General features: G+C 71.7%; 10 protein-coding genes. 2 read left to right on the top strand and 8 right to left on the bottom strand.

Annotated features, from left to right (window positions below; translation table 11 throughout):
- Positions 1–20: 20 nt before the first annotated feature.
- Together dacB and AC1D29_RS13845 are read right to left on the bottom strand one after the other, a co-directional pair.
- Entirely contained in the window at positions 21–1,436 is a 1,416-nt protein-coding gene (gene dacB, locus AC1D29_RS13840) for a D-alanyl-D-alanine carboxypeptidase/D-alanyl-D-alanine endopeptidase (RefSeq protein ID WP_477898226.1), read from the bottom strand.
- Entirely contained in the window at positions 1,436–2,368 is a 933-nt protein-coding gene (locus AC1D29_RS13845) for an ornithine cyclodeaminase family protein (RefSeq protein ID WP_477898227.1), read from the bottom strand. The genes dacB and AC1D29_RS13845 overlap by 1 nt, the downstream gene beginning before the upstream one ends.
- A gap of 212 nt (positions 2,369–2,580) precedes the next feature.
- Here AC1D29_RS13845 and AC1D29_RS13850 point away from each other — a divergent pair, with 212 nt between their 5' ends.
- On the top strand, positions 2,581–5,490 hold the full coding sequence (locus AC1D29_RS13850; protein ID WP_477898228.1) for a TonB-dependent receptor domain-containing protein: 2,910 nt from the start codon (positions 2,581–2,583) through the stop codon (positions 5,488–5,490).
- A gap of 81 nt (positions 5,491–5,571) precedes the next feature.
- Here AC1D29_RS13850 and AC1D29_RS13855 read toward each other — a convergent pair whose 3' ends face one another.
- The 6 genes from AC1D29_RS13855 to AC1D29_RS13880 form a co-directional block, all read right to left on the bottom strand.
- A complete protein-coding gene (locus AC1D29_RS13855) occupies positions 5,572–6,474 on the bottom strand; it encodes a S66 peptidase family protein (RefSeq protein ID WP_477898230.1) in 903 nt (300 codons plus the stop codon).
- A complete protein-coding gene (locus tag AC1D29_RS13860; RefSeq protein WP_477898232.1) occupies positions 6,453–7,541 on the bottom strand; it encodes a serine hydrolase in 1,089 nt (362 codons plus the stop codon). Before AC1D29_RS13860 ends, AC1D29_RS13855 begins: the two co-directional genes overlap by 22 nt.
- Positions 7,531–8,781: a D-amino acid dehydrogenase gene (locus tag AC1D29_RS13865; RefSeq protein WP_477898234.1), complete on the bottom strand. Its 1,251-nt coding sequence runs from the start codon at positions 8,779–8,781 to the stop codon at positions 7,531–7,533. The genes AC1D29_RS13860 and AC1D29_RS13865 overlap by 11 nt, the downstream gene beginning before the upstream one ends.
- A 120-nt stretch (positions 8,782–8,901) precedes the next feature.
- Positions 8,902–9,780 (bottom strand): hypothetical protein, encoded by an 879-nt coding sequence (locus tag AC1D29_RS13870; RefSeq protein ID WP_477898236.1) that lies wholly within the window; start codon positions 9,778–9,780, stop codon positions 8,902–8,904.
- Positions 9,781–9,791: 11 nt separating this feature from the next.
- Positions 9,792–10,988, bottom strand: a complete 1,197-nt coding sequence (locus AC1D29_RS13875; protein ID WP_477898238.1) for an amino acid aminotransferase — start codon at positions 10,986–10,988, stop codon at positions 9,792–9,794.
- Positions 10,989–11,019: 31 nt separating this feature from the next.
- A complete protein-coding gene (locus AC1D29_RS13880; protein ID WP_477898240.1) occupies positions 11,020–12,129 on the bottom strand; it encodes a DUF2332 family protein in 1,110 nt (369 codons plus the stop codon).
- 56 nt (positions 12,130–12,185) lie between these two features.
- Here AC1D29_RS13880 and AC1D29_RS13885 point away from each other — a divergent pair, with 56 nt between their 5' ends.
- A complete protein-coding gene (locus AC1D29_RS13885) occupies positions 12,186–12,854 on the top strand; it encodes a Crp/Fnr family transcriptional regulator (RefSeq protein ID WP_477898242.1) in 669 nt (222 codons plus the stop codon).
- Positions 12,855–12,929: the final 75 nt, after the last annotated feature.

A 12,929-nucleotide genomic window follows, 5' to 3' on the forward strand; every position in this document is an offset into this window, starting at 1 on the left:
GAGGGCAAGGATAGGGCTTGTCAGCGCTGCGTCGCCACCCAGTTCACGAGCGCGTCCAACACCGGCCGGCCCTTGGCCGCGGCCTCGGGGTGGTTGAGCAACGCGACGAAGACCCAGGGCTTGCCCGACGCGTCCGGCACGAAGCCGGCGAGGCCCACGGCGTCACGCAGCGTGCCGGTCTTGAGCCGCGCCTTGCCCGCCGCCGGGCTCTCTTTCAGCCGGCGCGACAGCGTGCCGTCCAGGCCCGCCACCGGCAGCGTGGCCAGCAGTTCGGGCGCCTGCGCGCCGGCCTGCCCCGCGCGCAGCAGGCCGGCCAGTTGGGCCGGGCTGATGCGCTCGCTGCGCGACAGACCCGAGCCGTTGTCGAGCACCAGGCCACGGTCGTCCACGCCATGCGCCTTGAGCCAGTCGCGCACGACGCGCGCGGCGGCCGCCAGCGTCGGCTCGCCGCCCTGCGCCGCCTGCGCGCCCAGCTGCAGGTAGATGAGCCGGGTCAGCGCGTTGTCGCTGCTCTTCATGACGCCGCGCAGCACCTCCGCCAGCGGCCGGCCGCGGTGGGTCGCCAGCACGACGGCACCGGCCGGCGCGGCGGCTTCCCCATCCCCTGGCGCCATGACGCCGCCAAGCTCGGCCCACAGCTGGCGCACCATGTGCGTCACCAGCCATTGCCGGTCGACGATCTGCAGCGGCGCGCGCTGGCGGCAGCCGGCCGGGAAGGCCCCCTGCAGCTTCAGCGCCCAGCCGTCGCCGGCGGGCTGCACGGCGGCTGGCTTCCAGTCCTCGTCCCAGTCCTTGCACAGGCGCGACGACAGCGTCATCGCGCTGGCATCCACGCTCAGGCCCGGCAGCGCCGGTAGCGCGCGCGCGGCGACGCCGCCGGGCGTGGCCTGCAGCTCGAAGTCGAGCAGGCTGCCGTTGAGGTGCAGCGCGTCGGGGATCACGTTGTAGGCGAACTCGGGTGCGTCGTCGAAAGGCGGCAGGCCGACGTCAAAGCGCGTCGGGTTGAACAGCGTGCGGTCGACGACGAGGCCGCCGCGGATCTCGCGCACGCCGCTCTCGCGCAACTGGCGCAGCAGCCACCACAGCGCCGGCCAGTCGAGGTCCGGGTCGGCACCGCCGCGCAGGATCAGCGCGCCGGCGATGACGCCGTCCTGCGCCGGCGCGGCCGCCAGCAGCTCGGTGCGGCCGCGGTGGTTGATGCCGAGCCTGTCCAGCGCGACGGTGGCCGTGAGCAGCTTCATCGTCGACGCCGGCGACATGGCGTCGTCGGCACGCTGGCGCAGCGCCGCGCGCGAGCCGTCCAGCGGCTGCAGCACGAAGCCCAGGCTGTCGGCCGGCAAGCCGGCCTTCGCCAGCGCGGCCTGCACGGGGTCGGGCACGGACGTCGTCGCGCAGCCCGTCAGCAGCAGCGCCGCTGCAAACCACCAGGCACGCATCAGCAGACCCCCAGCCGGTGCGCGACGAGGCGGGCCAGCGCCACGTCCTCCAGGCCGATGCCCACGCTCTTGTAGACGACGATGTCCCGCGGACCGCGCGGGCGGGGCCGCACGATCAGCTCGCCCAGCTCCACCAGGCGATCCGGTGTGATGACGCCCGGCGCGGCTTGCACGATGTCGCCGGCCTCCTGCCGCGCGGCCTCGTGCCATTCGACGACGACCAGCGCCGCGCGGGCCAGCAGCGCGTCGTCCAGCTCGCGTGCTGCCTTCGTGCTCGAGCCCACCGCCGCGACGAAGGCGCCGGGCTTCACCAGGTCGCCGTTGAACAAGGGCGTGGCCGAGCGCGTCGCGGTGGCGATGACGTCGGCTTCGGCGGCTGCGGTGGCCGCATCGACGGCAGCCACCGGCAACCCCAAGGCCGCCGTCAGCTCGGCCGCGAAAGCCTCGGCCCCCGAGCGCGCGCAGACCAGCACGCGCTCGAAGCGCCGCACGCGGCACAGCGCCTGGGCATGCGCGCGGCCCTGGATGCCGGCACCGAAGATGGCCAGCGTCTTCGCATCCGGCAGCGCCAGCAGGTCGGCCGCCACGGCCGTGGCCGCGGCCGTGCGCAGCCGCGTGAACTCGTTGGCCTCCAGCGTCGCCAACGCCGCGCCGGTGTCGGCCGAGAACAGGCTGACGAGGAAGTTGTACTTGCCGTTGCGTGCCGAATAGACCTTGGTGCCCAGCACGGCCGGCAGCGCGCCGTCGGCATCCAGGATCGCACCCATCGCGCTGATGGCCAGCGACGCGCCGTCGCGGCTGCTGGTGGCGCGGTGGCGGGCCAGCACCTGCGCCTGGCCGCGGCCATGCTGGGCGAAGGCGGCGCGCAGCGCATCAACGGCGCTGGCGGGGTCGAGCTGGGCCGCGACATCGGCCTCGGTGATCAAGCGCATCTGAGGGTTCCGAAAAACGGGTTGGCGGCACTGTAGAGGGGCCGCCGCGCACCGTGCGCGTGCTTTCATGCAAGCACACATTCCCACAGGTTATGTGCCGCGCACAAGCATTCATTGAACGGCACGCAACACCTGGGGTGCGGCCCCCTGGGCGGCCTCGCGCGCGGCGGCGAACATGGCCGGCAATCGAATCACATGCAGGAGTCGTTGAGATGAAGCTGAATCGTCTGGTGGCGCAGTTTGCAGCGCTGGGTCTGGGGGCGCATCTGGGCGCCGCGCTGGCGCAGAACGAAGGCGCACGACTCGAGCGCGTCGAGGTGACCGGCTCCAGCATCAAGCGCCTGAAGGACGAGGGTGCGCTGCCCATCCAGGTCATCAGCCGCCGCGACATGGAGCGGGCCGGCATCGCATCGGCCGAGCAGATGATCATGCAGCTCAACATCAACGGCAACGGCCTGGACAACCTGGCCGGCAATGCCGACGTCGTTGACGGTGCCGCGCGCGGCAACAACGGCGCGACGAGCGCCAACCTGCGCGGCCAGGGCAGCAACGCGACGCTGGTGCTGCTGAACGGCCGCCGCGTGGCGGCCCACGGCCTCAACGGTGGCACGGTCGACCTGAACCAGATCCCCTTCGCGGCCATCGACCGTGTCGAGATCCTGAAGGACGGTGCCTCGGCCATCTACGGCACCGACGCCATCGGCGGCGTCATCAACTTCATCCTGCGCCAGAACTACAGCGGCGTGACCATCAATGCGCTGGCCGACGTGCCGCAGGACAAGGGTGGCGAGATCTACGGCGCAGCCGTCACGGCCGGCTTCGGTAACCTGGGCAACGACGGCTTCAACGTGCTGGCCTCGCTGTCGGTGCGCGACAACAAAGTGCTGCGCGGCGACCAGCGCAGCTTTGTCAACACCTACCAGCCCGACCGCGGCCTCGCGCCCGACACGCGCGGCACGCCCATCGCGACGCTGTTCGCCATCAACGGCACACAGGCCAACGTGCTGAGCCGCGACAACATCAACAACACCGGCCGCAGCACCGGCCCAGTGGACTTCGCCAACCCGGCACTGCGCGTCAACGGCATCAACATCCTGGACCTGCCAGGCCAGGCCGGCTGCTCGTCGGTGGACGGCATGAGCCCCTACCAGGAGGCGCTGTGGGCCACGGCCGCGTCCAAGTACGGCTGCGCCTGGGACACGGGCCGCGCTGCGGTCATCCAGCAGCCCATCCGCAACACCAACCTCGTCACGCGCGCCACCTTCAAGCTGGGTGACCACCAGATCTTCGGCGAGGCCGTGCTGGGCCGCGCGGAGTCGACCAAGAGCTTCTCGCCCAACCAGATCACCAGTGGCACCGACACCGCCACCACGTCCCTACCCAACACCACCGTCGTCCCCAGCCCCTTCCGCAACCTGCGCTACCCGAGCACCGGCGCCGGCTACAACGACATCTTCAACGCGCTGGTCAAGTCCTTCCCGCAGCTGGAATCGAACCGCGGCCTGCCGATGGCCTTCCGCTGGCGCTGCATGCCCTGCGGCAACCGCGAGATCGACACGACGGCTGACACGGCTCGCTTCCTCGTCGGCGCGGACGGCGTCCTGCCCTTCCTCACCGACTGGGACTACCGCGTTGGCTTCTCGCGCGCCGAGAGCAAGGGCAGTTCCACGGTCGGCACCGGTTACCACTACTGGCAGCCGTTCGCCAACCTGATTAACACCGGCGTCCTCAACCCCTTCTCGCTGACGCAGACGCCCGAGGCCCTCAAGGCGCTGGACGCCATCTCGGCCGATGGCGTGACGCTGTACGGCGGCAAGTTCACGATGCAGCAGGCCGACGCGACCGTATCGGGTCCACTGTTCAAGCTGCCCGGCGGCACCGTGATGGCGGCGCTGGGTCTGGACTCGCGCACCGAGAAGTACAAGTTCGACGGCGACCAGCGCCCCGACGCCAATACCGTCGACGCGCTGATCTTCAACGTGCCTTTCGACAACGCGCTGGCCACGGCCGGCACGCTCAAGCGCACCATCAAGGCCGTTTTTGCCGAGGTGGCCGTGCCCATCATGAAGGACCTGGAGATCACCGGCGCCATCCGCCGCGACGAGTACACCGGCTTCGGCTCCACGACCAACCCCAAGATCTCGCTGCGCTACAACCCGACGGAGCAGTTGCTGTTCCGCGGCGCCTACAGCACGGGCTTCCGCGTGCCGACCTTCAAGCAGATGTTCGACCCGATCACGCAGAGCGTGTTCGTCGGCGCCGACTTCACTGACCCCGCCACCTGCCCGTCGCGTGTCGTGTCCAACACGCCCGGCTGCCAGAGCGTGCGCGACTTCAACACGCTGTTCGGCGGCAAGGCCGAGCTCGGCCCCGAAGAGGCCAAGATGTACAGCGCTGGCGTCGTGTTCCAGCCCAACAAGGACCTGGTCGCCAGCCTGGACTGGTGGTCCGTCGAGCGCACGGGCACCATCCAGTCCTTTGGACTGACGACGCTGGCCGAGAACTATCAGTACTTCCAGGACAACTTCATCCGCGACGGCGCTGGCAAGCTGCTGGCCGTGGACACCCGCTGGGTCAACGCCGGCGAGACCATCACCAAGGGCCTGGAATTCAGCGTGCGCGGCAGCGTGAACGCGCTGGGCGCGGCCTGGACGGGCGGTTTCGACCTGTCCTACCTGCTCGACAAGAAGTCACGCCTGGTGCCCAGCGCGCCCATGGGCAGCAGCGAAGTGGGCCGCTTCACGCGTGCCGGCGACCTGGGCGTGCGCTGGAAGCACACCGCCTCGCTGACCCGCACCGAGGGCGACTGGGCCGCGACCGTGCAGCATGTCTACCGCACTGGCTACCAGGACTTCGTGCTGCCGGGCGTTGCCAACGGCACCGTGAAGCCCAGCAACTGGAACCCGCGCGTCTCCCCCTACTCAGTCATCAATGCCAGCCTGGCCTACAGCGGCATCAAGAACCTGACGATCACGGCCGGCATCAAGAACCTGCTCAACGAAGACCCGCCGTTCAGCGTCACCTACGACACCAACACCGGCGCCGGCTCCAGCTGGGAGCCGCGAGTGGCCGACCCGCGCGGCCGCTCGTTCACGCTGCGTGTCGAGTACCGCCTGTTCTGAATCCTGTTCCGCAGGAGACTCCCTGCCGGCCAAGGCCGGCATTCAGCGGCCCTGCCTTGGCGGGGCCGTTTTTTTATGGGTTCAGATCAGCGCGAGGCGGCCCGTCGCCACATCCATCTCGGCCCGCACGCCCAGCGGCAGCGGCCGGTTCGGCTGGCCGTGGCCGGACGGCCAGCCGGCCAGCACGGGGCAGCGCAGCCTGGGCAGATGATCGGCCAGCACGGCGTCGGGGCTTTCGGCGCCACTGAAGCTGCCGACCAGCAGCCCGGCGATGCGGTCCAGCACGCCGGCCAGGCGCAGCTGGCTCAGCATGCGGTCGACGCGGTAGGGCTCCTCGCTGATGTCCTCGACAAACAGCAGCGCACCGTCGACGACGGGCATGAAGGGCGTGCCCAGCAGCGCGCAGAACATCGCCAGGTTGCCGCCGATCAGGCTGCCCCGCGCGATACCGCCCTGGCTGAGCGGATGCGGCTCGGCCTGGCCGACCACATCGCCCGCGCGCCAGCCGCTGGCCAGGCGTTCGAACAGCGCGTCGGTGTCGGCCTCGGCCCCGGGCAGGCCCCAGTCGCTGGCCGGCATGGGTGCGTGCAGCGACGGGATGCCGGCGTTCATGCGCAGCGCGTGCAGCACGGTCAGGTCGCTGTAGCCGATCAGCAGCTTGCGGCTGGCCGCAAGCTGGCCCAGGGCGATGCCGTCGAGCAGCCGGATGCAGCCCGAGCCACCACGCAGCGCGAGCACGGCGTCGACCGTCGGATCGGCAAAGGCGGCGTGCAGGTCGGCCAGGCGCACGGCGTCCGGCGCCGCGAGAAAGTCCAGCGGCGGCGTGCCGAAGCAGCTGGGCAGCAACCGCGGCACATAGCCACGCTCGCGCAACCAGCCTTCAACGGGTGCCAGCCGGCCGGGCTTGGGCGGGCCGGCCGGTGCGATGACGGCCAGCGTGGCGCCGGGCCGCAGCGGCGGGATCAGGAATTCGTTTTCAGCCATGCATGCACCGCGCCGCCCAAGGCGGGCAGCTTCCAGGTCGTCGATGCCTCCGGGTGCGGCGCGTAACGCATGCCCAGGCTCGTCGTCACCGCGATCAGGTAGTGCAGATCGCCGTCATGCACGATGCCGGCGTCGCTGCCGTAGTTCTGCGTGTTGCCGGTCTTGTGCGCAAAGCGCGACGGGATGCCAGGCACCCAGCCGGGCAGCGCGCGCAGCGACTCGCTGCTGAGGTTGTGGTGCAGCTTCTGCGCCTCCAGCGCGCGGCGGATGACGTCGCGGCTGGCCGCGCTGACGAGCGCGGGCTGCGGCGGCGCATCGGCGTCCAGCCGCCACATCAGCCGCAGCGCATCCCAGGCCGTCATCTGGATCTGGCCAACGCCGGAGCCGGCCGCGTTGCCCCAGCCGCCATCGGGCTGGGTGTTGGCGATCATCAGACCCGGCAGGCGTGCCGCCGCGAACAGCGCGTGCATCTCGTTGTGCACCTCCCGTCCGCCCTCGCGGCGGATGGCGCCGCGGTCATGCAGATGGGCGACGAGGGCCGAGGTCGCCTCGTTGCTGCTGACGGTGATCATGTCGAACAGCCAGTCGCCCACGGGCCGCGTCTGGGCACCGTAGGCCAACGGCAACGCCCAGTCGCTGCGGCCGCTGTCGACCAGCAGCCCCACGCCCACCGCAACCATCGTCTTCAACAGCGACGCCGGGTACGGCGCGACAAAGCGCGGCCCCTGGCCGAACCAGCCCGGGAAGGCGATGCGCGACCAGTCCGAGGCGGGCAGCCAGGCGTAGGAGTCACCCGCCGCGTCGCGCACGTCGGCCTGGAAGGCGATGTTGTTGACCGCGCCGAAGCCGCTGCCGAAGCGCGCGACCAGGCCTTGCGGATGCTCGCGCGAGAACAGCACGTTGGCGCAGACCGGTACGCCGCCGCCGCGCGGGAACAGCGCCACCGCGAGGTCGATGCTGGGGTGCCAGCCCAGCGGCGCGCCGTCCTGCAGCTTGTCGGGCGTGGTCTCGAAGCGCTGCGCCAGCACGGCGGCGCGCAGCGCCTGGGCGAGGTCGTCAGCGGTCAAGGCTCAGCCCCTCCAGTGGCAACGGGCTGGCGCGGCCGGACACCAGCTCGGCCACGATGTTGGCCGTCGCGAACGAGAACGTGAAGCCCAGCGCACCATGGCCCACATTCAGCCACAGGCCGGGCACGCCGCAGTCGCCCAGGATGGGCGCGCCGGTGGGCGTGGCCGGGCGCAGGCCGGCCCAGGGCGTGGCCTGGTCGTAGTCGGCGGCATTGGGGAAGGTGGCGCGCACCGAGCGCTGCAGCGACGCCAGCCGCCCGGCGTCCAGGCTCAGGTCGTCGCCTACCAGGTCGGCCATGGCGGCCACGCGCAGCTGCTGGCCGATGCGGGCGTACAGGATCTTGCGCTCGAAGTCGGTCACGCTGACCTCGGGCGGACGGTGGCCTGGCGCGATCGGCGCGGTCAGGCTGTAGCCCTTCAGCGGGTACAGCGGCAGCTCGACGCCCACCGTGGCGGCCAACGCGCGGCTGTGCAGGCCGGCGGCGAGGATGACGGCGTCGGCCGTCACGTCGCCGGCATCCGTCTGCACGCCGAACACGGTGCCCCGCAGGTCGGTCAGGAAGCCGTCAACCCGCGCTCCCAGGCGGCCGCGGAAGCGCTCGTGCTGACGCAGCCGTGCGTGCAGTTCGCTGCAGAAGGCATGGCAGTCGGCCACGGCCTCGCCGGGCGTGAAGATGCCGCCGGCCAGCGTGGCCTCGGTGTCGGCCAGCGCCGGCTCCAGCGCCACGCAGTCGTCATGCGACAGCGCGGCTTCGGCGCCGCTGCCGTTCACGCGCGCCGCGACGCGGGCGAACTCCACCGGCTTGCGGTAGACGACCAGCTTGCCGGGCGTGCGCAGCGCGATCGCGTCGCCCAGTTGGGCTTCAGCATGCAGCCGCGCGAAAGAGGCCTGGCTGTAGGCGCCCAGCGCCAGCAACCGCTCGGTGGTGCGGCGGTTCACCGGGCCGCGGCAGGCGCGCAGGAAAGCGACCAGCCAGGACCATTGCGCCCAGCTCGCCTCGGGCTTGAAGCGCAGCGGGCCGTCGGGGTCCAGCAACCAGCGCAACGCCTTCAGCGGCACGCCGGCATCGGCCAGCGGCGACACGTAGCGGTAGCTCAGCTGGCCGCCATTGGCGCGGCTGGCGCCCTGGGCCACTTCGCCCTCGCGCTCGATCAGCGTCACGCCGTGCCCCCGCTCCAGCAGCGCCCAGGCCGTGGTCAGGCCCACCACGCCGCCGCCGATCACCACGCAATGCTTCATCCTGCCCCTGGGCCAATTCACTGGCTGGCAGCGTAAAGAGGCGGGCCGTCAGCAGCCAATGAAAGCGGCGGTCACGGCCATAACCGTGCGACATAGGCGCGCCGCCCGCTCAACGCCCACTCACAGCCCTGGTGTCGGCCGGGCGCGGAGCTTGAAGAAGCTGTCCCAGGCGTCGCGGTAGGCGCGCTGCGTGTCCGGCGGCAGCGAAACGCGCAGCGTGTCACGCAACATGGCCGCCCCCTCGGGCGTGCCCAGGGCAGCGTCAATGAGCCGGATGGCCGCCTGGCCCCAGGGCGTGCGCGGGCAGGCAATGCCGCTGATGACGGGTTCGCTGGCGCCCTTGACGGGCAGCGCGGCCAGCGGCGTGTCGCCCGCCGGGCGGCTGGCGAAGGCGACCAACGTGTTGGGGTAGTCCAGCGTGTAGTCGGCCCGGCCCTGGATGAGCATGGGCAGCAGGTTGCTGCCGTAGTCACCACCGAACACCTTGCGCAGCTGCGCATTCACGGGTGAGGCGCCGAGCATGGCGTCCAGCGCCGGGCCATAGCTGCGGCCCTGGGTCACGACGCCGCGCAGCGACGCGTCGCCGAGCAAGGCCTCGAGGTCGACCGCGCCGCTCGCGTCCAGCGGCAGCGCGGCGCGGTGCTCATGGCGCACGATGAGCTGCGGTGGCGGCACCAGCCAGGTGTTGGTGAAATAGGCCAGGCGCTCGCGCTCGGCCGTGCGGGCTGCGCCGGCATGGCAGGCGTGCTGCTGCTCGCGGATCAGCGCCCAGCTGCGTTCGGCGTTGGCCACCACGGGCTTGAAGGCCACCGCGGGCAGCCGCGCCTGCAGCCACTGCGTCAGCTCATCGGCCGGGCGCCGCAGGCGTTCGCCGTCCGGCACCGCCAGGGTGTTGCTGACCACCCAGGTGATGGCATCGACCACCGGCGGCGGCGCCTCGGCAGCCCGGCTCGCGCCGGCCACGCAGGCCAGCGCGAGGCCGGCCGCCCAGCGGCTCACGCGGCGCAACCTCAGCCGGCCAGCACGGCGGCCATGGCCTCGGCCGTGGCCTCGACGTTGCGCGTGTTCAAGCCGGCCACGCACATGCGGCCAGAACGCAGGATGTAGACACCGAACTCGGTCTTCAGCCGCTCGGCCTGTTCGGCGGTCAGGCCGGTGTAGCTGAACATGCCGCGCTGGGTCAGGAAGTAGCTGAAGTCGCGCCCCGGCAGCTTGGCCGCGAGCACGTCGTGCAGCTGGCGGCGCATGGACTGGATGCGCTCGCGCATGTCGGCCACCTCGGCCTCCCACATCGCGCGCAGCACCGGCGTGGTCAGCACCTTGGCAACGACCTGGCCGCCATGCATGGGCGGGTTGGAGTAGTTGCGGCGGATCATGAACTTCATCTGGCCCAGCACGCGCGCGGCTTGGTCGGCATCGGGGCAGACGACGCTCAAGGCCCCGCAGCGCTCGCCGTACAGGCTCATGCTCTTGGAGAAGCTGTTGGCGATCAGGAAGCTCAGCCCCTCGTCAGCCAGCAGGCGCGGCGCGAAGGCGTCTTCGTCGATGCCGTCGCCATAGCCCTGGTAGGCCAGGTCCAGGAAGGGCAGCAGCTGGCGTTCGCGGATGACGGGCACCAGCGCGCGCCACTGGTCCTGCGTCAGGTCCACGCCGGTGGGGTTGTGGCAGCAGGCGTGCATGACGACCACGCTGCGCGCGGGCAAGGCCTTGAAGCAGGCCACCAGCTCGTCGAACTTCAGGCCGCCGGTGGCCGGGTCGTAGTAGGGGTAGGTCTCGCAGACATGGCCCGAGCCTTCGAACACGGCGCGGTGGTTGTCCCAGGTCGGGTCGGACAGGTAGATCTTGCTGTCGGGGAAATAGCGCTTCAGCAGGTCCGCGCCGACCTTCAGGCCGCCGCTGGAGCCCACGCCCTGGATGGTGGCGATGCGGCCGGCCTGGATGGCCGGGTGGTCCGCGCCGAACAGCAGGGCCTGCACGGCGCTGCGGAAGTTGGCGGCGCCTTCCATGGGCAGGTAGGGCCGCGGGCCGGCGGCCTCCACGACGGCCAGTTCAGCGGCGCGCACCGACGGCAGCATGGGGATGCGGCCGTCGTTGTCGAAATAGATGCCGATGGACAGGTTGATCTTGCCGGCGCGCGGGTCCTTCTGGAAAGCCTCGTTGAGGCTCAGGATGGGGTCGCCGGCGTAGGCGTCGACATGCTCGAACATGGGTCAGGCTCCGTTGGGGGAACCCGGATTATCAGAGCCACGCCATCCAGCGGCCGTGCGGGTGGCTCCAGGCCAGCGTTCGTTCGCCGATGCGGCCGGCCTCGGCATGCCGCAGCGTCCACAGCGTGGCGGAAGACGCGACCTCGCTCGGTGGCAGCGCGGGCAGCGGCGGCGGTGCGCGGTCACGCGCGCTCAGGCCCGGCAGTTCGCCGCAGATCCAGGCCAGCCCATGGCTCAACGCCAGCCGGTCCACCGTCGCGCGCAGCCGCGCGAGGTCGGCGGCGCTCAGGTAGTACAGCACCCAGCTGGTCAGCAGCACCGGCTGCACACCCGTGGGCAGGCCGGCCAGCCAGGGCTCGATGGCGGCGATGCAGTCGTCGGCCCGGGTCAGCGTGACCGGCAGCTGTTGCAGCTGCGCGGCCGCGCGGGCCAGGCGCTCGCGGCGGCGCGCGTCGTGCGGCCACAGGCAGGCCTGCAGCCAGCGCAGGCGCGCGGGGTCGTTGACGTCGACCGGCGCCGGGTCCAGGCCGTGCCGCAGCGTCAGGCGCCAGTCGGCGTCGGCCGGCGGCGGCGTGGCGCCCAGCCAGCGCGACTCGATCTCGGCGCGCACGCCGTCGCGCGGCGCAGCGCGCGCATGCCAGGCGTCGTCGTCGGTCTGGTAGCGCAGCGCGTACTGGTCCACGCCGAGGTTGAGGCCGGCGCTGCAGCCCCAGTCCAGCAGTGCCAGATGGCGCGCACCGGTCGCGCGGGCCGTGGCGCCCAGCGCCGGCCACAGCACCGCACCGCGGGCGATCTCGTTGGTCTGCGTCGCGCCACAGCGCAGTTGCTGCACCAGTGTCGGCCATTCGCGCTCGATGCAGACGGCCAGCGCCGCAGCGAGCGCGCCATCGGCTGGGCGCAACCCGCCCGCGCTGGGGTAATAGGCCGCCAGATCCGGCGCTGCACCCGCCAGCACGCGCTCATGCAGCGCCGCCAGCAGCAGGTTGGCCTTGCGCTGCTCGGCCGGTGCCTCGGCCAGCAGCGCGAGCGCGCGCTCGTCCTCGGCCGCGACCTCGCACAGCGCGGCATAGATGGGCTCCTGGCTGCATTCCTCGCGGCCGAAGCGGCGCAGCAGCGCCGCCAGCGTGTCGTCTCGTTCCATGCCGCCAGCATAGGCAGCCCGCCCGGCGCCTTGTGTCGGCCAGCCGACAATGCCGCATGCCCGACGACGATGTGCTGTGGCGGGTGTTCGCCGCCAACTTTCCCGGCCTGACGCTGCCCGCCCATGTCAGCCGGCGCCTGCCCGCCCTGGTGCCGCACCGCCGGCTGGCCAACGGGCGAAGCCTGTTCGTGCAGGGTCACAAGCCGACCGCCTTCTTCGCCGTCGCCGCCGGCGAGATCGAGACGCGCTTCACCGGTGTGGACGGCACGGTGTCGGTCATCGAGCATGTCGGCCCGCCGCGCCTGTTCGGCCTGGCGGCCTTCGCGGCCGGGCAGCCGGCGGAGTACGAGGCGATCGCGCGCGGCGCCAGCGAGGTGCTGGTCATCGGCCGCGAGGCCTACACGCTGCTGATGGACGAGGCGCCGGGGTTCGCCCGCGCGCTGCTGGCCGAGTTCGCGCGCCGCTACGACGGCACGCTGCGGCTGCTGCAGGCGGCACGCCATCAAACCGCCGCGGAGCGCTTCGCGCTGGCGCTGGCGCAGCTGGCGCGGGAACGCGGCCGCACGGCGGGCGACGGCTGGGTCGAGGTGGCGGCCACGCAAGCGGAACTGGCGCGGCTGGCCCATCTGTCCAGGCAGACGGCCAACGAGCTGCTCGCCGCCGCCGAGACCGCCGGGCATGTGCGGCGCGGCCGTGGCCGCTGGCTGTGGCGGCCAGCCCGGTAACGGTGGACACCGGCGTGGCAGACGGCACGGTCCGGCGCCCGTTACAAGTTCCGGCGCGGGCCCGCCGACCTTAAG

The organism is Roseateles sp. P1_C6 (assembly GCF_056406315.1).